The sequence below is a fragment of the Jeotgalibacillus terrae genome (assembly GCF_016908195.1).
GTDB lineage: Bacteria > Bacillota > Bacilli > Bacillales > Jeotgalibacillaceae > Jeotgalibacillus > Jeotgalibacillus terrae.
Genome location: NZ_JAFBDK010000018.1, coordinates 24,863 through 45,434, shown reverse-complemented (window position 1 = coordinate 45,434; position 20,572 = coordinate 24,863). Strand labels below are relative to the sequence as shown.

The window sequence follows — 20,572 nt, the reverse complement described above, 5'->3', positions numbered from 1 at the left end:
GGGATGAAGAAATGAAAAAGGTTTTAAAAGCAGGGCTTGTAGCTGGGGGAGTTTTAGCAATACTTGCAGGTTGTGCAAGTGATGAAGCAGATAGCGGTACTTCAGGCAGCGGGGGCGGTTCTGACACGATCGATATGTGGGTATTCGGTACAACAGGATACGAAAAACTGGCAGATGCTTATATGGAAGAAAATCCTGATGTGAAGATTAACGTTCAGACAACTGAAATGGGAGATCACCACAATAACTTATTCACTGCACTTTCTGCAGGGCAGGGTGCACCTGACATTGCGATGATCGAAGTAGGAGAGATTGAACGTTACCGTGAAGCACAGGATCGTTTTGTGAACCTGTATGACCTTGGAGCAGCTGATGTGCAGGATAATTATCTTGACTGGGTATGGAACGTAGGTGGAAGTGCTGACGGTGAATTCCAATTTGGACTGCCGACAGATATCGGTCCGACGGCGATGTATTACCGTAAAGATGTAGTTGGTGAAGCGGGTTACCCGACTGAGCCTGAAGCACTGGCAGCTGAAGTTGATACTTGGGATAAATATGCAACATTTGCAAAAGATATTGTCGACAAGACTGGTAAGCCGGTAGTTGACAACGCTGAGTTGATTTTCAATGCAAAACGTGACCAGGCAAGTGAACACTATTTCAACCGTGATAACGAATTAATCGTAGAAGATAACCCTGAAATCCGCGAAGCATATGACTACACGGTAGATCTGATCGAAGCAGGTGCAGTAGGAAACATGCCACTTTGGACACCTGAATGGGGTCAGGGAATGGCTGAAGGTTCGTATGCAACGCTTCTTGGGCCTGCATGGATGCAGGGCGTTGTAAAAGGTAATGCTCCTGATACAGATCAGTGGACAATTACAACGCTTCCTGAAGGAGCAGGAAACTGGGGTGGATCTTACCTGACAATCTCTGAAGAATCAGAAATGCAGGAAGAAGCATATGCATTCATCGAATGGCTTGTATCTCCTGAGAATCAGCTTGAGTCATTCAAAGACATGGGACTATTCCCGTCAACACCATCTGTATATGAAGAAGAAGAGTTTGCTAACTATACTGATGACTACTTTGGCGGTATCAACACAGCAGCAGTATTCGCTGAAGCTGCAGAACAAGTAAATGATGTATATAAAGGCCGTAACTACCTGCTTGTACAGGGTGAGATCATGACTGCGCTTAATAACGTCTTAAGCAGCGGCGGGGACCCTGACCAGGAGTGGGAAGATGCAATGGAAAGAATTAAGCAGCGTCTTGAGCGTGAGTAGATAAGATTCATGAAGGGTGAGGTCCGCTTTAGCCGGTTCCTTGCCCTTTTCATTAAAAGGAGATGACCTTGTAAAATGGTATCAAAATCTGAGAAATATACTGAGAAAAAAGCAAGGCGATCTTTGACTGAAGAAAAGCGACATAGTATAGCAGGTTATCTGTTTATTTCTCCGTTTTTCATTCTCTTTGCGATTTTCGGTTTATTCCCGATGCTGTTCAGCTTCTATCTTGCTTTCTTTAAGTGGAACGGCCTTGGTGAAATGACGTATAACGGCATTAACAACTTTACAATTATATTCAATGACCCGATCTTCTGGAAGTCGATTTATAACACCGTTGTGATTGGGCTCCTGGGAACTGTGCCGCAGCTGATTGTAGCCTTTTTACTTGCATATGCACTGAATTCACAGGTGCTTCGTTTTAAAAATACCTTCAGAGTAGCAATCTTTATGCCTTATGTAACATCAATCGTAGCGGTAGCGATTCTGTTCAGTATTATCTTTAACAATCAATCATTCGGATTAGTTAACAGCTTCCTCGGAGTCTTTGGTGTAGAGCCGATTGTCTTTACCCAGTCTGAGTGGGGGGCAAAAATTGCGATTGCAGCGATGATTTTCTGGCGCTGGGTTGGTTATAATACGATCATTTTCCTTGCAGGGATGCAGAGTATTTCAAATGATTTATATGAAGCTGCAAAAATTGATGGTGCAACACTGTCTCAGCAGCTGCGTTATATTACGCTGCCAATGTTAAAACCTTTCGTGCTATTTACAGTATTTATGGGAACAATCGGTTCACTGCAGATCTTTACAGAGCCATTGATCTTCTTTAACGGAAATCTCCGTGATGAAGGAATCACAGTGGTAGCTTATCTGTATCGTGATGCTTTTGAAAATAACTTCTTTGGAACAGCTTCAGCAACGGCGATCGTTCTGTTTGCGATTATCATGGTGTTCTCAGTACTGAATCTGTTAATTACTAACCGGCTTGGCCGCGGGAAAGCGAGGAAGGCTTAAATGAAAGCAGCAACAGTTAATCAGCCTAAAAAGCAACCGGGAAGATTTATCTTATACGGCTTACTGATTTTTGCCGGACTCGTATCACTATTCCCGTTCTACTGGATGTTTGTCATGGCGACTCAGCCAAACCATGTCATTAATCAGACACCACCAGCACTTCTGCCGGGTCCTGAACTGGTAACGAACTTTACAAACGTACTTGGTCAGATTGATTTCTTTGGCGCAATGATGAACTCATTGCTTGTATCAGTAGCCGTTACTGCCGGCAGCCTTTTCTTATGTTCATTAGCCGGCTTTGCATTTGCGAAGCTTAAATTTAAAGGGCGCGACGTACTGTTCGTACTGATTCTGATTACAATGATGATCCCGCCTCAGCTTGGATTAATTCCAACTTACTACATTATCAGTCAGCTTGGCTGGTTAAGTGATCTGAAGGCGATCATCGTACCGGGTCTGATCAATGCATTCGGGATCTTCTGGATGCGTCAGTATATTAAAGAAGCGGTACCTGATGAGCTGATTGAAGCAGCACGTATTGATGGATGCTCAATTTTCAGAGTGTACTGGAACATTGTAACGCCTGCAATTCTGCCGGCATTCGCAACCCTTGGCATCATTGTATTCATGAATGTATGGAACGACTTCTTATGGCCGCTGGTCGTGCTTCAGGACCAATCGAGCCATACGCTTCAAGTCGCATTACGGGCACTAAATGATTCCTATAGCCGTGATTATGGTATGATATTATCAGGTACTTTCTGGGCAACTGTACCATTAATCATTGTCTTCCTGCTATTCAACAAAGCCTTTATCAGCAGTCTTACACAAGGGGCTGTAAAGAGTTGAGTGTGCTGAAGACCGGGGAGTCTAGGAAAATGAAAGTAACCATTAAAGATATCGCCAAATTAGCCGGCGTTTCTCAGGCTACTGTTTCTAAAATTATTAATAATTATCACGACGTCGGGCAGGAGACGAGAAAGCGTGTCATTGAAATTATGGAACGCGAAGGATATCGTCCATCCCAGTCAAGAATGATGAATGATAAAAAAACCAACGTCGTAGGTGTCGTATTTGCCGGACGGGTCAACGCAGACTTGACCCATCCGGTTTTTGTTGAAGTACTGAATGAGTTCAAGAAAACGATCGGTCAGCTTGGCTATGATCTGATCCTGTTTTCAAATGAACAATTCTTTGAGGTGCGTGAAAACTACCTGGCACGCTGTCAGCATTTTGAAGTGGACGGCTGTCTGATTATTGCAGGTGATCAGGTTGAATCATCTGTCTACGAGCTTGATCAGAGTCCGATTCCATGTGTGGGCGTCGATATCGAATTAAACGGTCCCTTCTCAAGCTTTGTCATGAGCGACAGTAACAGTATCGCTGGAAAAGTCGTTGAACACTTTTACCTGAACGGTCACCGGAAAATTGGTTATATAGGTGGAACAAATGGTTCCCTCGTTGCTGATTCAAGGCTGAAGGCTTTCAAGAAAACGCTTCAGTACTATGGCCTTCCGATGAATGAAAACTGGTTTTTTGAAGGAGACTTTTTTGAAGATAGCGGCTATCAGGCAATGAATCATCTACTCGATCAGGAAGAAGCACCGTCGGCCGTATTCGCAAGTGCAGATCTGATGGCGATCGGTGCCATGAAGGCTGCAAAAGAACGTGGACTTCACGTGCCTGATGACATCTCTATCATCGGCTGTGATGATATTCTGCCGGCAAGATATGTCGAGCCGCCGCTCACAACAGTCAGACAGGATAAAGTAAAAATGGGTAAGATGGCAGCGCATATTCTGCTTGATCTGATCAAAAATCATATCGAATCGAGCACAGTAGCTGTAGAACCCGAACTCATCATCAGACACTCCAGCGGCACTGCGCCGCAACGCTGAAAACTGCCGGGGACATCCGGCAGTTTTTTTATTTGAGCATTGGGGGAAAATTCATCACATTTTTACTGTATTCTTTTGAAAAAAGACAGTAAATTAGATAAAAAAGTACTGATAAGGTGCGATGGAGAGGGGAGAACAGGTGGATAACAAAGTATTTCTCATTCACGGCTTTAATAAAACTGCATCCGATATGTATCCGCTTGAACGATACCTTGGTCAAATGGGCTATAACTGTATCAATCTCTCGTTTCAACTGAAATTTCATTCATTTGAAGAAGCGGCTATTATACTATCTGCCCATCTGAAAGAAAAAATAAGAAACGGTGAAAAAGTTTTTTTAATTGGTCACAGTACTGGTGGGATCGTGATTCGTAAGGTGTTAACAGATCCCGCGTGTGCCAAAAAAGTTGCACGAGTTGTATTAATCGCAACACCCAATCAGGGAAGCGGTCTGGCTGGAATCGCACACTTCATACGTCCTTTTACTTTTGTATACAAGACCCTGCTTTCCATTACACCCGCTTTTATTGGAAAGTACCAATTTGGCAGATCAAATGTTGAAATCGGAGCGATCGCGGGGGACCGTGCCGGACTCTTACTTGGTAAGGTGCTGAGGCAGCGCAATGATGGCCGCGTTGAGACCTCTTCCGTCTGGATGCCGGAGCTGAAAGACTATTTAATCCTTCCATACCATCACAAACAAATTCATCATCGCCCGGAAATTGCAAAGCTGATCCACCACTTTCTTCAAAACGGGTGCTTTATCAAGCACACTTAATAAGCAGTCAACAGCCAGATCGTTTAAAAACTCTGTTATAGTTAAGAAAAAGAGCAACGGGGCTGGTGACATGGAAGAACAAAAAATTATTGAACGGCTGCAGGCGCATGAGCCGATCATTCTTGGAGAAGAAACTGTCAAAAATTATTCCATCATGATTCCTTTCATCAAAAAAGATGACGGGCTGCATCTGCTTTTTGAGGTGCGCTCCCTTACCATGCGCAGACAGCCAGGGGAAATCTGTTTTCCGGGCGGCAGGGTAGACAGTGATGATGACGGCGCAAAAGGAGCAGCAGTCCGCGAAGCCAGGGAAGAACTGGGACTTTGTGATGCTTCTATCAGCCGGGTTTATTCTTTCGGAAAGTTGGTATCACCATTCGGCATGACTATCAGCACATACGTCGGGTTTTTAGACAATGAATCTGAAATTGAGCCGAACCCTGCTGAAGTGGAAGAGGTCTTTACAGTGCCACTGTCATTTTTCCTGAATGAGCAGCCGGATGAGCATATCATTCGCGTTGAAGTTAAGCCTGACGACGGCTTTCCGTATGACTTGATCGCAAACGGCCGCGAGTATAAATGGCAGACAAGGCAATACACAGAATACTTTTATCACTATAACGGCCGCGTGATCTGGGGACTGACAGCGCGCGTGCTGAAAGAATTTATTGATACGATTTTGATAGAGAATGAGTGAGTTGCGGGAAGAAGATGACAGCGGAGTGCTGTTGTCTTTTTTTATTTAAGAGGATGTGAGTCAATAGTCCTGAAGTGGCGAACGTTGTGCTGTGAGTGTTGAACATGCGGCTGTGCGTGTCGAAGTTCACATGTTAAGTGTCGAACCACAGAACACATACACCGAACACGCCACCTTAAAACGCGAACCCCCCATCACACCCACCACAAAAAAACAATCATTTCTGAATTTTTTCACTTTAACACTTTCAATCAGTAAAACTTCTGTTACAATAATTCAAATAAACAACCAAAAAGGAGTTATGACAGATGAAGACACAAACACTTGAAATTGTAAAAAGCCAACAGCTGAAAGAAAAGCCATCTGCGGGGGTTCCTTTTGGCACGACATTTACTGATCATATGTTCATGATGGAGTATGAAGAGGAAAAGGGCTGGCATGATGCCAGAATCACACCTTATTCGCCAATTACGCTTGATCCTGCTGCGATGATTTTTCACTATGGACAAACCATTTTTGAAGGATTGAAAGCTTACCGGACTGAGGATGACCGTATCCTTTTATTCCGTCCTGAGAAGAACTTTGAGCGGCTGAACCTCTCCGGCGCACGCCTGAGCATTCCACCGGTTGATGAAGAGCAGGTACTCGAGCATTTAAAAGCACTGATTGAACTTGAAAAAGACTGGGTGCCGGCAGAGCCTGGACATTCACTTTATATACGCCCGTTCATTATAGCAACAGAACCAAACCTTGCTGTGAGTCCTTCAAAAACGTACCGGATGATGGTGCTGCTTTCTCCAGTGGGACCGTATTTCCCTGGTGGTCTCAAGCCTGTCACGATTCACGTTGAACAGGAATTCACGCGCGCTGTAAAAGGCGGCACAGGTATGGCGAAGACAGCGGGGAATTATTCTTCAGGTTACCAGGCACAGGCTGGTGCGAAAAAGTCCGGTAATGCTGATGTCCTTTGGCTGGACGGAATTGAAAAGCGTTACATTGAAGAAGTGGGCAGTATGAATATTTTCTTTAAAATTGGCGGTGAAGTTGTTACACCTGCCTTGAGCGGCAGTATTTTAAAAGGTGTTACGCGTATGTCGATCCTTGAAGTGCTGAATAGCTGGGATGTGCCGGTCACCGAGCGCCGGATTGCAATCGATGAACTGTATGACCTTTATGAGCAGGGACTGATCGAGGAAGCATTCGGAACCGGGACTGCAGCTGTGATCTCACCTGTAGGAGAGCTGAACTGGGGAGATAAGAAAATGGTCATCAACAATCATGAAATCGGCGGGCTGTCCCAGAAGCTTTACGATACGATTACAGGCATTCAGACCGGCAGACGACCGGATGAATTCAACTGGACTGTTGAAGTAAAATAGCATGCCGAAAACACCTTCCCTGTTGTAAAATAACATGCAGGGAGGGTGTTTTTTAAATGGTCTATGTCGCATTAATAATGACAGGAATGATGCTCGTATTAATTATCGGCGTGCTCATCAATCATAATAGAAAAAACCATCAGAATGTTTCAGAAAGACTGATTCATGACAAAAAGCTTGAGCAGCAGGTAGTGAATCTGATCCGCAGTAATCAGGATCAGGACATTATTGTGGGCTTTGTCAGGGATGAGACGGGACTGAATCAGTATAAAGCACAGGAATACATTCACAAGCTACAGACAGAGCGTGGGCTCTGAGTGGTTTAAGTAAGCAGATAATGGGAAAAGACGTACCAATTCGCAAAAAAAGGAGTGGTACGATGACACGGACGCTTGAACCAGGCAGAAATTACAGCGGTGAAGAATTGAAAGACATCGTCTCAAAAGAGGATATTCTGTTACTTTCCTCAAATGAAGACCAATTATTCACTGATTCATCACGAGAGTACAGAGTGGTATCGTGGTATGAGGGTTATCACAGTCATGGTGCTTCCTACCAGACAAAACGTGCTTATATAGTGGAGAAGGTATGATCCTGATGGAGCTGGAGCGAACGTGCCAGCTCTTTTTTCTTGTTTTTTATGATAAAAGAGGACGTTTGATGCTGGTCGTCCGTTCCTTTGACGGTGAAGGAATTTCCCCGTCCCCATCGCTTACTGGCCTATCACCCCACGCGTATCCAAATCGCCCCGCTCCGTGTGCCACCCAAAGACCCAATTTCACCCTGTCATCCATATTTTCTGAACATTATGATAATATAGAAGGGAACATATGGGAGAAAGGGGTTTTTACTCATGCTTGAGAAAACAGTTGGTCAAATTGTCCGGGATATGGCGCATTCATATGGGGATGTGGAGGCGTACGTCTATCCGGAACATCAGATTCGCAAGACCTACAGGGAGTTTGATCAGGAAACAGACGACCTGGCAAAAGCGTTTATAGGTCTTGGTATTAATAAAGGGGAACATGTGGCAATCTGGTCAGATAATAAACGTGAATGGCTGCTAAGTCAGTACGCCACAGGTAAAATGGGTGCGGTACTCGTCACCGTCAATACCAATTACCAGCAGTCTGAACTGACTTATCTGCTTGAGCAGTCAGATACCACGACACTGATTTTAGGAGAAGAGTTTAAAGGAACTTCCTACATAGATATCATCAATGCAATCTGTCCGGAGCTTTCTGAATCTGAAAAAGGAAACCTGCAAAACAGTAAACTGCCGCATCTAAAGCGCGTGATTGTGATGAGTGACAATGATTATCCGGGTATTTTTACGTGGAGTGAATTCACATCTTATGCCAAACAGGTCTCAGATCAGCAGCTTGAAGAGCATTTTGCTTCACTGCATGTAGATGATGTGATTAATATTCAGTACACATCAGGGACGACGGGGTTCCCAAAGGGCGTCATGCTCACTCATTCCAATATTGTTAACAACGCGCAGCTGATCGGAGACTATATGAAGCTGACGGAAAAAGACCGTGTCTGTATACCTGTACCATTTTTCCACTGCTTTGGGTGTGTGCTCGGCACGCTTGCAGCCGTAACGCATGGCGCTACAATGGTGCTGCTGGAGCAATTTGATCCATTAAAAGTACTGCGCGCCGTGCAGGATGAAAAGTGTACTGCGCTTCACGGGGTGCCGACCATGTTTATCGCAGAGTTGAATCACCCTGAGTATCATACGTTTGATACATCCTCGCTGCGCACAGGGATCATGGCAGGGTCACCATGTCCAATTGAAGTCATGAAAAAAGTCATTCATGATATGGGTGCAGATGAAATTACAATCTGCTATGGCCAGACAGAATCGTCACCTGTCATTACGCAGACCAGGCCTGATGATGCGATCGAAAAGCGTGTTGCGACAGTAGGTAAACCGCATCCAGGGGTAGAAGTGAAAATCATTGATCCGGTGACAGGACAGGAGGTTGCACCCGGTGAGCCGGGCGAGCTGTGCACAAGAGGCTATCTGATTATGAAAGGGTACTATAAAAATGAAGAGGCAACTGAAGGTGCAATAGATCAGGAAGGCTGGCTTCATACCGGTGATATTGCCGTCATGGATGAAGATGGTTATATTGCGATTACCGGCAGGATCAAAGATATGATTATCCGCGGAGGTGAAAATATTTACCCGCGTGAAATTGAAGAGTTTCTCTATCAGCATCCTGCGGTTCAGGATGTTCAGGTCGTTGGTGTGCCTGACGCGAAGTATGGTGAGGAACTGATGGCATGGATTATTTTAAAAGAAGGTTCTGCACTAACTGAAGAAGAAGTGAGATCATATTGCCGCGGTAAAATTTCACATCATAAAATCCCGAAGTACATTGAATTTACTGATGCCTATCCAATGACTGCCTCCGGTAAGATTCAAAAATATGTGCTGCGGGAGATGTCACTTGAAAAAGCAGGGGTGGAAACCTCATAATCAAACAGTAGCCGGGTCTGGCATGCAGATCCGGTTTTTTCATGGTGCAAATCATAACAAAAGGTTATATGATAAGTCTAATTACGTTGGAAACAGGAGGGCGACCGAATGGACGAATTGTCACAAGTACAGCATTTTATTGAAGAATCCGGCTGGCTCGGTCCTGCTCTTTTTGTGTTGTTGCATCTTTTAAGACCGCTGCTATTTTTACCGGTCATTTTAGTATGTGTTGCAGGAGGGCTGCTGTTTGGATTTGTTGAAGGGGCCATCCTGTCATTTATCGGTCTGACTTTAATGAGCTTTGTCTCTTATGTCCTGATATACCGTTTTCCTTCATTTAAAAATAAGCTGTCGAAATTAAAAGATAAGGTGCTGCCTGACCGTCATTTATCAGTCGGACAGATTATGGTATTACGGATCATGCCATTTGTTCATTTTCACCTGCTGTCTTTTTATCTGATGGAAATGACTGATACGCGTAAAGAGTATATGTTTTATTCCATGATCGGTGTCATTGCACCTGCCGTCATCTATACTGCATTTGGAGGGGCGATTCATGAGCTGCCCTGGTATGGAACAGCTGTTTTATTTATTCTGCTGCTGATCGTTTATAAAGTCATCGGCAAAATGAATGATGATAAAATAAATACGATTTCTTAGTCAGCAGCACATCACAAACGGATGGGCTGCTGATGTTTTTTCATACACCCAGACAGGATCCCCGTCAGGCGCGGCGTAATGCCAGGCTGCAAGGGCAGCGCCACAGGCGTCGATTGCATGTGTTGTATCAGCGATTGTGTGCGGCAGATCTAAGAAGTACTGTTCAGTCAGCCAGTTGAAAACCGCTTTTCTTGCTGCTGCATCTTTCTTATACTTTAGGGCTAAGTCAGGTGAGGACATCCTTAACCCTATAGCCGCACCCGGATGCACTTCTACAATCTCAGGATCTCCATGCAGATTTTTCAGCATCCGGCTCAGCTGAATGCCTCTCAGCGTGATATACACCATACGTGTCATCGTTGGTGTCATAATGGAACTTCCATTTAGTCCACCTTCTTTCAGCACACTTCTGAGCGCTTTATCCTGTGCTCTGTCCCCACCGCCATCCTGATAAGACAAAGGGGCATCTATACCAATGGCCACCTTTTCTTTCCCGAGATAACGCCCTGCAAGTGACAAAATATCCTGATCTGAAGCGCCATTGATTGATTCTATAAATGACAACTGGTTTTCTTTCACTGAAAACGCAGCTGCAACAGTATCTTTGTGATTAGCTGGGCCTGACAAGTCAATTCCTATAACGATCAAGTGACTCTCCCCTTATACAAGTATTGTTCTTATCTTATCAGTGTCAGGAAAAAACTTCATATATGTAAGAGGACAAATGTCCTTTTGTGCGCCTGTTATGATAACCTGAGAGGATTAGACACTACTTTGAGTGGTGAAGAGTCAATTTTTAAATGAGAAGGTGTCAAAATGAAAGTCTGGTATTTAATCATTGCACTATTTTTAATATCTATTAATCTGCGACCTGCGATTACATCAGTCGCACCGCTTTTAGATACAATTCAGCAGGATCTCGGTATGAGCGGGACGACGGCGGGACTGCTGACGACGCTGCCGGTATTATGTATGGGGATTTTTGCGCCGCTTGCGACAAAAATCAGCGGACGTGTAGGTCTGGAGCGCGGCCTTTTTTATTCTCTTCTGTTAATTACCATTGCAACTGCATTAAGAGGCTTCTTCGGAACAGTGCCGCTGTTAATCGTGACCGCTTTTTTAGCAGGTGTCGGCATTGGTGTGGCAGGTCCACTGGTATCCGGTTTTATTAAGCACTATTTCCCTACTAAGCCTGGCGTGGTAGGTGTATATACGGTGTCTATGGCAATCGGTGCGGGCAGTGCAACCGGTCTGTCAGCGCCGATCTATCAGGCAGCCGGAAACTGGGAACCTGCACTTGCGATCTGGGCGCTCCTCGGGGTTGCTGCAATGGCGGTGTGGATTCGTTTTCCGGGTAAAAAGAAGGCGGACCTTCCTGAAAAATCAGCACTTCCATGGACAAGTGGCAGAGCCTGGCTGATTCTGGTGTTCTTTGGGCTGATGTCGAGCATTTTTTATTCAGTGACTGCATGGGGCGCACCGATTATTCAGAGCATGGGCTATAATTCAGTCATTGCCGGTTCGATGTTAACAGCATTCGTTCTAATTCAGATTCCGTCATCTTTTATTATTCCAAGTCTGGTTGCGAAATACGGATACGTGTTCCCAACGTTGATCGGCTGCACAGTGATTGAACTTGGCGGGATCTTTCTGCTAATATCCGGCGGTCACCCGCTGATCGCTATGCTTTTAATCGGCCTTGGGGCAGGTGGTTTGTTCCCGCTTGCATTAATGCTGCCGATTATTGAGACCAATACGTATCAGGAAGCGAGCGCTTGGGCAGCTATGTCACAAGGCGGTGGTTATGTAATTTCAGCACTCGGTCCACTGGGAGTAGGGGCTGTATTTGATTTTACAGGGAGCTACACCGTGGCACTATATGGCATGGCAGTAATTATCGTGACAATGGGTGGGATACAGATTGTACTCTGGATAACTGCAAGACAAACTACACTAAAAAGATAACGCTGCTAAAGGGGGCTGTTGACTTCCGCTGCAATCACCAGCTGTGCTAAAACAATATTGGGCTATAACATAGCCAAAAAGATAAAGAAAGCATCCGCATGATGAGTGCGGATGCTTTTATGAATTGATCAAGTCAGGTTAAGGTCTATATTCCAGGACTGTATCAGATCTTTGTTTCTGTTAAAGAGAATCCAATCAATGCCATTGCCTGTTCCAGACTTCTGACTGTTTCGATATTAAGAGAAGTCAGCTGTGCGTTTCTCAGATCCTGCTTTGCAATCTCAGGTGTGATACCCGTAATAAGCGGCCTGACTCCCATCACCCTAAGTGCTTGCGCCAGGTCAGAAAGGACCCGTGGCAGCTGGTCATTTAAAATAATAAGCCCTGACAGGTCAATAATAAACGTATGTACTTGATGATCTGTACAATACTGGAGTACATGGTTCAGTATAATATCAGATCGCCTGCTGTCTACAATGCCCTGTATCGACAAGACTGAAACGCCTATAGTGATAGGGATAATCGGGACATTCAAATATGTCATATTGTAATTCAACTGATCAAGCTCGATCATGTGGGCTAGAATGCCTGAAAGAGAATGGAGATATTCAATATCTTCATCAGAGAACGATTTTTCATCGCGGTCCATGACACACAAAGTGCCAAAAACGTCTCCCTCTCTGTCTCTCAATGTCACCCCTAAAAAACCTTTTACACCGAGCTGGTCTGTTACTTCCAATTGGCTCGTGATCAGATCTTTCGTCAGGTCAGCTGTAGTCATCGTGCTGTTTTCGTTGGATATGATCAATCTGCAATAGGTGCCGCCGTACTCTACAGAATATCCTTCAGGAATAATTTCTTCCTTATCATTAAAAGAACTTAATACCGTCATTTCATTTTTACCTCTCCGCGTGACATAGGCAGTATTCACGTTGAGACGTTCACTAATGATCCGGAAAAGTGCTTGTGAACCTTCATAAAGAGATGTGTACTGAGCGTTACTTAAATTGTATTCGTCAGACATTCTTTGCCTCCTGGTTAAAAGTACTGTTGCATGTTGTTAAGCTGACAGCCTGTATTAAGAACCGTGTATAATTGTGGCAGATGGGTAATTTAATCATACAGGAAAAAACATCAAATAATAGTATAAATATTCGTCAAAATGTGAGGAGAACGGTATATGAGAGATTACACTAAGATCACTTCAGATAAAGAACTGGATCAGATGATGCATGAAAAGTTAAGTGTGGTGTATATTTCGAGAAACAGCTGCAGTGTGTGTCATGCGCTGCTGCCAAAAATTCAGCTTGTGATGGAAGATTATCCAGCTGTCGCATTCGGTCATATCCTGACAGATAGTTATGAGGAAGTAGCGGGAAAACTGAGTATTTTTACAGTTCCGGTTATACTGATCTTTTCTGAGGGAAAAGAACTTTTAAGGGATGCACGCTTTATCAGGGTTGAAGAATTCAGAGAATCATTGGATAAAATGAAAGTATTACTCGAACACTGAACGGGCAGGCAGATAAGCTTGCCTTTTTACATTAAATTTATTATCATTATTACATTATAATAATTATAAATAAAAAAGAAGGAAGTAAAGAATATGACTAAAGATGCACAAGCTGCGATTCAATTCAGCCACGTTCATTATCAATCAGGTGAGACAAAAATACTGAACGACATTACCGGCTGGTTTCCAAAAAATCATATTACTACGCTTGTCGGCCCTTCAGGAGCAGGTAAAACAACCCTTTTCAGACTGTGTAACGGTCTGATCTCCCCTGACTCAGGAGAAATCTATATTGACGATCAAAAGATTTCATCCTATGAACCTGTTGCCCTCAGAAGAAAGGTTGGCATCGCGCTTCAGCAGGCAGTGATGGTCCCGGGTACAGTCAGAAAAAATCTTGCACTGCCTTTTGAACTCCAGGGAGAAGAGTTGCCGGAGGAGACAGCAAAAGAAATGATCAGGCTGGTTGGTCTTGATGAAAGCTTTCTTGACCGCAATGCAAAAGATTTATCAGGTGGGCAGCGGCAGAAGGTATCGATCGCAAGGACACTTGTGATGAAGCCTGAAATTCTCCTCCTTGATGAAATCACGTCTTCACTTGACCGTGTATCCCAGCAGGAAATAGAAGAACTTATTGTCAGAATTAACGAGACCTATCAGACCACGATAATGTGGATCACACATAACCTGAAACAAGCCCTGTCAATCGGGGAATATACATGGGTTATGATGGACGGGGAACTGGTGGAAACAGGTGAAAGCAGCCTGTTGAAAGATCCTCAAAACCCGAGAGTACGGACGTTTGTAAAGGGGGAATCAGAATGAGCTTTTTATTACTCGGTTTATCACTGATTTTTGTTTTAATTCCCCTGGTATTATCAAAGACGTTGAACCTCGGACTTGAAAAAGATGCAGTCGTTGCAACGATCAGAGCAATTATTCAGCTCCTTGCAGTCGGCTATATTTTACAATTTGTATTTGATGCAGAGAACTTTTTCTATATCTTTTTAATGGTTGTTTTAATTATTGGAGCTGCTGTACAGAATGCACGTAAAAAAGGTGTATCAATTAAGGGGATCACCTGGAAGCTGATCGTGACATTTGTGTTTATTGAAGTGCTGACGCAGGGCATTCTTCTTGGTCTTAACATTACCCCGGCTACAGCACAATACATTATTCCGATCAGTGGAATGGTCATCGGGAACTCAATGGTGTTATCAATTCTGTTTTTAAATCGCTTTACCTCTGAAATTGAATCCCGTGAAGCTGAAACGGAATTAATCCTGTCACTCGGCGGGACGCCAAAGCAGGCGATTCACCGCCCGTTGATTTCTTCTATTCAGGCAAGTACGATTCCTACTATTGAGAGCCAGAAGACAATTGGACTTGTTCAGCTGCCCGGGATGATGAGCGGTCAGATTATTGCAGGAGCCGATCCGCTGCAGGCGGTCATGTTCCAGCTGCTCATCATATTTCTCCTGCTTACCACCGCAGTTGTGACAAGTGCGATGCTTGGGTTCCTGTCTTACCCAACGTTATTCAATGAACGGATGCAGCTTTTAAAGCCTGACAAACAGTAGTTTTATTGCTGCAAAAAACTTTTGCATAGACGCTTTTTTTGAATGATCGTATACTATTTTAAAATGAATCTGATAAGGGCAAACTTCTCCGAAAGGAAAGGACGCAAAGCCGTGAGCCTGTGTGTACATCATATGGTTGTCTGGCTGCCGGTTTCTCATTCTATGAGGACCAGACCTTATAGAATGGAGGACAACGTGAAAAAGACGATTGGTTCTGCACTATTACTATTGATGATGGGTGTGATCTGCAGTATGGCAGTGCCGGCAAAAGCAGAAACTTTCGAAAAAGCGACGTGGCTGTGGAATCCCTGGTCGCTGATTGATGGCAGTCAGGAGACGCTGGATTTTTTAAGTGACAAACAGGTGACGAAAGTATATGTACAAATTGACCGTGATGTATCTGCAGACGTCTATCGCGCTTTTATAACAGATGCAACGGCACGCGGCATTGACGTATATGCGCTGGATGGAGCACCGGATTGGGCTGCACCTAAAGGATATCTGCAGCTTCGTCAGCTGTTGGGCTGGGTGGAACAATATCAGGAATCTTCTTCCGGTGAAGCAGCTTTTAAAGGAGTGCACCTTGATGTTGAGCCGTATCTCTATAGTGCATGGAACAAGAAGCGTGGAACTGTCATTAAAGCCTATCAATCACTGGTCACTGAAGCCTCAGTGAAAACGAAACAATTAGATATCCGTTTAGAAGCAGACCTGCCTTTCTGGTTTGATGAAATAAAGTACAACAATTCATATGGAGCCGGATTATTGTCTGATTGGGTTCAAAAGCAGACAGACGGCATTACAATCATGGCATATCGTGATACATCAGCCTTGATTGCTGCATTTTCTCTTCATGAATTAGCAGTTGGAGAAAAGCTTTCTAAACCTGTCACGATCGGTGTCGAGACTGGTGATACAGACGAAGGTGATTACCTGTCCTTTTATCAGGAAGGCGAGGCAGTGATGGATAGAGAGCTTGATAAAGTGTATGAACAGGTGCAGGGCTACAGCAGTTTCAAAGGTTTTGCCATTCACCATACAGAAAGCTGGAAATCTCTTCAGCCATAATTTCAGTCAGAACTTTCCTCTATTTATGGGAAAGTTCTTTTTGGTCGTTAAAAGAGATGTATAATAGGGAAAAAGAACGAAGCAGTGTTAATAAAATACGAACATACACATAGGATGTGGGGCGGATGAGCACTAAGTATCAAGACATGCTAAAGAAAAGAATTGAGCAGACAGTAATGGAATGGAGCGCGAAAGACGCAGTTACAGAGGATGAATTGTATCGTTTCTTTCATGGCTTAAAGGGAACTGCTGGAACGATCGGGCTGACAGACTTATCTGCTCAGGCCGAAAAAGCGCTTTCTGAGCTGAATGAGAAAGGGTCACGCATTTATACAAAACAGGAGTGGAGCAGCCTCTTCACATCTGAACAAACGGAAATGTTCATGCAGGAAGCAGCTGCACTCGATCAATTTGAAGATATCCAGGATGAAGTTGAAGTAAAATCGTCAGAAGTTCCATTTATTTTAATGATAGAAAAAGATGTAGAGTTTATCAAAAGAATGAAAAGCTTTCTTGAAGAACAGGAATTTCAGGTGATTACAGCTCTGGCGCTTTCAAAAGGGCTTGAGCACTATTATGATCTCTCTCCGGACTTGCTTATTGTAGACCTTGATTTATTATCTGAAGGTGAAGATGAACTGATCAATGAAATGATGAAAAAAGCAAGAAAAGATCTTACGCCGATTATTTTAGTAAGCAGTGAGCTGACAGATGAAAAAAGAATCGCAGCCTACGAGATTGGTGTTCTTGACGTAATTGGCAAGCCGATTAATGAAAATATTATTATTCCTTTTTTAAAAAACAGATTATTTCAACGTAATATGCTGCTTGGACAAATCAGGAATGACTTTTTAACAGGTGCTTTAAAAAGGGACTGTCTTGATAAAGAGATAATGAATGTAACCAGGAATCTTGTAGAAGGGGAGATGGAATCGGCTGTATTTGCGATGATTGACCTTGACCATTTCAAAAATGTAAATGATTCCTATGGACATCCTGCGGGAGATGAAGTGCTGAAAACCTTCGCAAAAATTATTTTAGAAATGAAAGATCCCGCAGACCGGCTGATCCGTTTCGGAGGTGAAGAGTTTTCTGTTGTTATGCCTGACGTAACGTATGAAGAGGCAGAAAAAAAGATTGAGACATGGCGGAACGCGTTCAGTGCTCATATATTTACTTCCGGGGAACAGGAATTTAATGTTCAATTCTCAGCGGGGCTTACGGAGTGGCGTAACGTCCTTCATATGAAAGAAATTCTTGAATCTGCTGACAAGGCTTTATATTATGCGAAAGAAAAAGGCCGCAATTGTACAGTGCGCTATTCAGAAGTAATCCGTCTTCAGCTGGCTGAAGAACAAATGGTGCTGATTATTGTTGATGACGATAAATTGGTGAGAGAGATGTTAAAAGACCATTTCGAACGGCGCGGGAAGGTTGGCGGCCGCTCCGTAAAAGTTCATGCCTATGCCAATGGTGTAGATTTCCTGCAGGCCGGCTGGTATGAGGCCGGAAGGAAATACATGATCCTGCTGGATGGCATGATGCCGAAAATGGATGGCATTGAAGTGCTGACGAAATTAAGAGAAACGTATGGCACGAAGAATATTCTGGTTTCTATGCTTACTGCAAGACAGGGTGATCACGAGGTAGAAAGAGCACTCGGTCTTGGTGCAGATGATTATATGCTAAAACCTTTTAACGTCAGAGAAGTGGCATCAAGAATCGACCGGATGATGGAAAGGATGTTTAGTTAATGGTAACTGTTGTGTTATGGATTTCAGGGACATTCCTGCTGCTGCAGATCATCCTGCTGATTTATTTGTCATTATCAAAGCAAAAAGGGATCCGAAACGACAATAGTATGATACATGCTTATCATCAGGTCCTGAATCCATATCTGGCTTTTTTATCCGGAGAGTCTGATCAGGAGCCTGAACTGCCTTCAGATGAGAAAACACGTATCCGCGTAATGGAGAAGCTCCTTTCAGGGTATGCCTCCAATATTAAAGGTGCAGGTGATCAGCAACGAATGCAGGTCACTGCTGACAAGTACCTGTCGGAATATTATCGTACTGTATTGAAAAAAGGGAGCTGGGCAGAACGGGTCAATACGCTTTATTACATTGAAGACTTTACGATGAATACGCTTCAGACAGATGTGAAAAAACATTTTTTCACTTTACAGAACAGGGACGAAGAATATAGACAGTCACTGCGTGTTCTTGCCCGCTTTGGAGAGAAAGAGCTTATACAGCTCTTAAGTGAAGAACTTTTCTCAATGGGGTTTATTAAGGAGCTTTTAAGAAGGATGCCTGCAGAATCTCTGGAGGATCTGAAAAAAGAAGAATCACTTCCGGAGTCAGTTAAAACAGGCATGATTTCTTACTTTGGTGAAACGGGTTATTATGAACACCTTCCTTATGTTGAACAACACATTACTCATAAGGATAAAGAAATCAGGCTGAAGTCACTCGCTGCATTATGTCAGTACCGTTATATCTCATCTGCAGATAGTCTCTCATTATTCCTTGATTCAGCAGTGTGGGAAGAAAGAATGTTTGGAGCCCGTCTGGCAGGCATCCTGCAGCTTACACGTTATTCAACCACCTTGATGAAACTTGCTGGAGATTCGAACTGGTGGGTGCGCTTTGCGGCTTGTGAAGCCCTTAAACAGATGCCGGATGGGGAGATCTTATTGACTTTTGCTGCTGAGGGCCATGAAGACTTATATGCAAGAGAAATGGCCAGACAGCTTCAGACTTTAAAGACAGGAGTGAGCGGGTGATGGAATGGCTGAGTTGGATTGTGAACATAGCAGCCATAATGATTATTATTTATATGGCTTCAGTCTCTCTTTTGTATATTGGTATGTTTCTGGTGGCTGGTCCCCGTATCAAAAAAGAGCGGCAGCTGAATCGTGAAGCACATATCGAAGAAATATCAATGAATAAAGACACGTTTCCAATTTCTGTTTTGGTCCCTGCCTACAATGAAGAAGTTGGCGTGGTGAGCACCGCACGATCAATGCTCGCGCTCAATTATCCTCAGTTTGAAGTGATTATCATTGATGATGGCTCTTCTGACCAGACGAGTGAAAAAGTGATCGCTGAATTCAGAATGAAGGAAATAGATTTAGCTATCCGCCGCTATTTTGATACTCAACCGGTTGAGCGGGCTTATCAGTCTACACTGTTTCCACATCTTTTTTTAATCCAAAAGCAAAATGGGGGTAAAGCTGATGCACTGAATGCAGGTATCAACTTTTCTAAATACCCCTACTTCGCAGCGATAGATGGGGATTCCTTATTAGATCGGGATGCGCTTTTAAAAACAATGAAGCCTATTATCGACTCGAATGGAAAGGTGACGGCTACAGGCGGGACGGTCAGAATTGCAAATGGATCAAGAATTGTCCGGAGTGAAGTGGAGAAGGTTGCTTTGCCTAAAACACCGATTGTGCTGATGCAAATCATAGAATATTTCAGAGCTTTTTTAATCGGTCGTCTTGGACTAAGCAGAATGAATATGCTGCTTATTGTCTCAGGTGCATTTGGTGTATTTGAAAAAAACCGTGTCATTAAGGCTGGTGGATATAAAGTCGATACAGTCGGTGAGGATATGGAATTGATTGTAAGGATGCACAAGTCAATCAAAGACGAAAGGTCTGATCAGCGAATTGAGTATATTCAGGATCCTGTGTGCTGGACTGAGGCGCCTTCGACTGTTTCTTCTCTGAGATCGCAGAGAAGAAGGTGGCAGCGAGGACTGACTGAAACGTTATGGACACACAGGTCCATGCTGTTCAATCCAAAATATAAAGGAATTGGCTTATTTGCACTTCCATACTATTTGTTTGTAGAGCTGTTAAGTGCAATTTTCGAATTGACTGGCTATATCATCATCGTTGCCGGGCTGTTATTTGCCTTTATTTCCTGGGAAATCACGTTTGTTATGTTCACAGCCACCGTACTTTACGGTTCATTGATTTCGAGTTTAGCTGTATTGCTGGAGGAGTGGACGTATCATAAATATCCGGATGTCAAAAGCTTGCTGAAGCTATTTATCTGGTCATTGTCAGAAGCTTTCTGGTATCGTCCATTAACAGTTCTGTGGAGATGTGAGGGGCTGATTGCAGCAATCCGCGGGAAAGGATCATGGGGTAACATGCAGCGAAAAGGCATTTCTGAAGAAGAGGCAGCATAATGACGAACGAAAGAGCCTGGGACAAATCTCA

General features: G+C 43.7%; 21 protein-coding genes and 1 riboswitch. Of the genes, 19 read left to right on the top strand and 2 right to left on the bottom strand.

Annotated features, from left to right (window positions below):
- Nucleotides 1-11: 11 nt before the first annotated feature.
- The 11 genes from JOD21_RS15470 to JOD21_RS15420 all read left to right on the top strand — a co-directional run bounded on the left by JOD21_RS15470 (nt 12) and on the right by JOD21_RS15420 (nt 10,212).
- Complete coding sequence (locus JOD21_RS15470; protein ID WP_204730497.1) at nt 12-1,292, top strand: ABC transporter substrate-binding protein; 1,281 nt, start codon at nt 12-14, stop codon at nt 1,290-1,292.
- Nucleotides 1,293-1,367: 75 nt separating this feature from the next.
- Complete coding sequence (locus JOD21_RS15465) at nt 1,368-2,309, top strand: carbohydrate ABC transporter permease (protein ID WP_204730496.1); 942 nt, start codon at nt 1,368-1,370, stop codon at nt 2,307-2,309.
- Nucleotides 2,310-3,158: a carbohydrate ABC transporter permease gene (locus JOD21_RS15460; protein ID WP_204730495.1), complete on the top strand. Its 849-nt coding sequence runs from the start codon at nt 2,310-2,312 to the stop codon at nt 3,156-3,158.
- Nucleotides 3,159-3,187: 29 nt separating this feature from the next.
- Nucleotides 3,188-4,207, top strand: coding sequence for a LacI family DNA-binding transcriptional regulator (locus tag JOD21_RS15455; RefSeq protein WP_204730494.1), 1,020 nt, complete (start codon nt 3,188-3,190; stop codon nt 4,205-4,207).
- Nucleotides 4,208-4,346: 139 nt separating this feature from the next.
- On the top strand, nt 4,347-4,985 hold the full coding sequence (locus tag JOD21_RS15450) for an alpha/beta fold hydrolase (protein ID WP_204730493.1): 639 nt from the start codon (nt 4,347-4,349) through the stop codon (nt 4,983-4,985).
- A 70-nt stretch (nt 4,986-5,055) separates the two neighbouring features.
- On the top strand, nt 5,056-5,682 hold the full coding sequence (locus tag JOD21_RS15445; RefSeq protein ID WP_204730492.1) for an NUDIX hydrolase: 627 nt from the start codon (nt 5,056-5,058) through the stop codon (nt 5,680-5,682).
- 308 nt (nt 5,683-5,990) lie between these two features.
- Nucleotides 5,991-7,061 (top strand): branched-chain amino acid aminotransferase, encoded by a 1,071-nt coding sequence (locus JOD21_RS15440; RefSeq protein WP_204730491.1) that lies wholly within the window; start codon nt 5,991-5,993, stop codon nt 7,059-7,061.
- A 56-nt stretch (nt 7,062-7,117) separates the two neighbouring features.
- Entirely contained in the window at nt 7,118-7,378 is a 261-nt protein-coding gene (locus tag JOD21_RS15435; RefSeq protein ID WP_204730490.1) for a hypothetical protein, read from the top strand.
- A 62-nt stretch (nt 7,379-7,440) separates the two neighbouring features.
- Entirely contained in the window at nt 7,441-7,653 is a 213-nt protein-coding gene (locus tag JOD21_RS15430) for a hypothetical protein (RefSeq protein WP_204730489.1), read from the top strand.
- Nucleotides 7,654-7,914: 261 nt separating this feature from the next.
- Nucleotides 7,915-9,552: an AMP-binding protein gene (locus JOD21_RS15425; protein ID WP_204730488.1), complete on the top strand. Its 1,638-nt coding sequence runs from the start codon at nt 7,915-7,917 to the stop codon at nt 9,550-9,552.
- Between the two features lie 108 nt (nt 9,553-9,660).
- Complete coding sequence (locus JOD21_RS15420) at nt 9,661-10,212, top strand: TVP38/TMEM64 family protein (RefSeq protein ID WP_204730487.1); 552 nt, start codon at nt 9,661-9,663, stop codon at nt 10,210-10,212.
- Here the strand turns inward: JOD21_RS15420 and JOD21_RS15415 are convergent, their stop codons facing one another.
- Entirely contained in the window at nt 10,213-10,860 is a 648-nt protein-coding gene (locus JOD21_RS15415) for a DUF429 domain-containing protein (RefSeq protein WP_204730486.1), read from the bottom strand.
- Nucleotides 10,861-11,028: 168 nt separating this feature from the next.
- Here JOD21_RS15415 and JOD21_RS15410 point away from each other — a divergent pair, with 168 nt between their 5' ends.
- Nucleotides 11,029-12,177: an MFS transporter gene (locus tag JOD21_RS15410; RefSeq protein WP_204730485.1), complete on the top strand. Its 1,149-nt coding sequence runs from the start codon at nt 11,029-11,031 to the stop codon at nt 12,175-12,177.
- 163 nt (nt 12,178-12,340) lie between these two features.
- Here JOD21_RS15410 and JOD21_RS15405 read toward each other — a convergent pair whose 3' ends face one another.
- Nucleotides 12,341-13,201 (bottom strand): GAF domain-containing protein, encoded by an 861-nt coding sequence (locus tag JOD21_RS15405; protein WP_204730484.1) that lies wholly within the window; start codon nt 13,199-13,201, stop codon nt 12,341-12,343.
- Between the two features lie 156 nt (nt 13,202-13,357).
- On the opposite strand from JOD21_RS15405, the gene JOD21_RS15400 reads away from it, so the two are divergent.
- From JOD21_RS15400 to JOD21_RS15370, 7 genes are all read left to right on the top strand, one after another.
- On the top strand, nt 13,358-13,690 hold the full coding sequence (locus JOD21_RS15400; protein ID WP_204730483.1) for a thioredoxin family protein: 333 nt from the start codon (nt 13,358-13,360) through the stop codon (nt 13,688-13,690).
- 93 nt (nt 13,691-13,783) lie between these two features.
- Nucleotides 13,784-14,515, top strand: coding sequence for an ABC transporter ATP-binding protein (locus JOD21_RS15395; RefSeq protein ID WP_204730482.1), 732 nt, complete (start codon nt 13,784-13,786; stop codon nt 14,513-14,515).
- Nucleotides 14,512-15,270 carry an ABC transporter permease gene (locus JOD21_RS15390; protein ID WP_204730481.1) on the top strand — a complete coding sequence of 253 codons (759 nt, stop codon included), beginning with the start codon at nt 14,512-14,514 and terminating at the stop codon, nt 15,268-15,270. The genes JOD21_RS15395 and JOD21_RS15390 overlap by 4 nt, the downstream gene beginning before the upstream one ends.
- Nucleotides 15,271-15,337: 67 nt before the next feature.
- Nucleotides 15,338-15,422, top strand: a riboswitch (cyclic di-GMP riboswitch).
- Between the two features lie 43 nt (nt 15,423-15,465).
- Complete coding sequence (locus JOD21_RS15385) at nt 15,466-16,338, top strand: amidase (RefSeq protein ID WP_204730480.1); 873 nt, start codon at nt 15,466-15,468, stop codon at nt 16,336-16,338.
- Between the two features lie 125 nt (nt 16,339-16,463).
- Nucleotides 16,464-18,092 carry a GGDEF domain-containing response regulator gene (locus tag JOD21_RS15380; RefSeq protein WP_204730479.1) on the top strand — a complete coding sequence of 543 codons (1,629 nt, stop codon included), beginning with the start codon at nt 16,464-16,466 and terminating at the stop codon, nt 18,090-18,092.
- Entirely contained in the window at nt 18,092-19,123 is a 1,032-nt protein-coding gene (locus JOD21_RS15375) for a HEAT repeat domain-containing protein (protein ID WP_204730478.1), read from the top strand. Before JOD21_RS15380 ends, JOD21_RS15375 begins: the two co-directional genes overlap by 1 nt.
- Complete coding sequence (locus tag JOD21_RS15370) at nt 19,123-20,541, top strand: glycosyltransferase family 2 protein (protein ID WP_204730477.1); 1,419 nt, start codon at nt 19,123-19,125, stop codon at nt 20,539-20,541. The genes JOD21_RS15375 and JOD21_RS15370 overlap by 1 nt, the downstream gene beginning before the upstream one ends.
- Nucleotides 20,542-20,572 lie beyond the last annotated feature (31 nt).

What these genes read in the sequence shown, in the direction of transcription:
- JOD21_RS15470 (WP_204730497.1), top strand. Translation starts at nt 12, where the DNA reads ATGAAAAAGGTTTTAAAAGCAGGGCTTGTAGCTGGGGGAGTTTTAGCA.
- JOD21_RS15465 (WP_204730496.1), top strand. Translation starts at nt 1,368, where the DNA reads ATGGTATCAAAATCTGAGAAATATACTGAGAAAAAAGCAAGGCGATCT.
- JOD21_RS15460 (WP_204730495.1), top strand. Translation starts at nt 2,310, where the DNA reads ATGAAAGCAGCAACAGTTAATCAGCCTAAAAAGCAACCGGGAAGATTT.
- JOD21_RS15455 (WP_204730494.1), top strand. Translation starts at nt 3,188, where the DNA reads ATGAAAGTAACCATTAAAGATATCGCCAAATTAGCCGGCGTTTCTCAG.
- JOD21_RS15445 (WP_204730492.1), top strand. Translation starts at nt 5,056, where the DNA reads ATGGAAGAACAAAAAATTATTGAACGGCTGCAGGCGCATGAGCCGATC.
- JOD21_RS15440 (WP_204730491.1), top strand. Translation starts at nt 5,991, where the DNA reads ATGAAGACACAAACACTTGAAATTGTAAAAAGCCAACAGCTGAAAGAA.
- JOD21_RS15435 (WP_204730490.1), top strand. Translation starts at nt 7,118, where the DNA reads ATGGTCTATGTCGCATTAATAATGACAGGAATGATGCTCGTATTAATT.
- JOD21_RS15430 (WP_204730489.1), top strand. Translation starts at nt 7,441, where the DNA reads ATGACACGGACGCTTGAACCAGGCAGAAATTACAGCGGTGAAGAATTG.
- JOD21_RS15425 (WP_204730488.1), top strand. Translation starts at nt 7,915, where the DNA reads ATGCTTGAGAAAACAGTTGGTCAAATTGTCCGGGATATGGCGCATTCA.
- JOD21_RS15420 (WP_204730487.1), top strand. Translation starts at nt 9,661, where the DNA reads ATGGACGAATTGTCACAAGTACAGCATTTTATTGAAGAATCCGGCTGG.
- JOD21_RS15410 (WP_204730485.1), top strand. Translation starts at nt 11,029, where the DNA reads ATGAAAGTCTGGTATTTAATCATTGCACTATTTTTAATATCTATTAAT.
- JOD21_RS15405 (WP_204730484.1), bottom strand. Translation starts at nt 13,201, where the DNA reads ATGTCTGACGAATACAATTTAAGTAACGCTCAGTACACATCTCTTTAT.
- JOD21_RS15400 (WP_204730483.1), top strand. Translation starts at nt 13,358, where the DNA reads ATGAGAGATTACACTAAGATCACTTCAGATAAAGAACTGGATCAGATG.
- JOD21_RS15395 (WP_204730482.1), top strand. Translation starts at nt 13,784, where the DNA reads ATGACTAAAGATGCACAAGCTGCGATTCAATTCAGCCACGTTCATTAT.
- JOD21_RS15390 (WP_204730481.1), top strand. Translation starts at nt 14,512, where the DNA reads ATGAGCTTTTTATTACTCGGTTTATCACTGATTTTTGTTTTAATTCCC.
- JOD21_RS15380 (WP_204730479.1), top strand. Translation starts at nt 16,464, where the DNA reads ATGAGCACTAAGTATCAAGACATGCTAAAGAAAAGAATTGAGCAGACA.
- JOD21_RS15375 (WP_204730478.1), top strand. Translation starts at nt 18,092, where the DNA reads ATGGTAACTGTTGTGTTATGGATTTCAGGGACATTCCTGCTGCTGCAG.
- JOD21_RS15370 (WP_204730477.1), top strand. Translation starts at nt 19,123, where the DNA reads ATGGAATGGCTGAGTTGGATTGTGAACATAGCAGCCATAATGATTATT.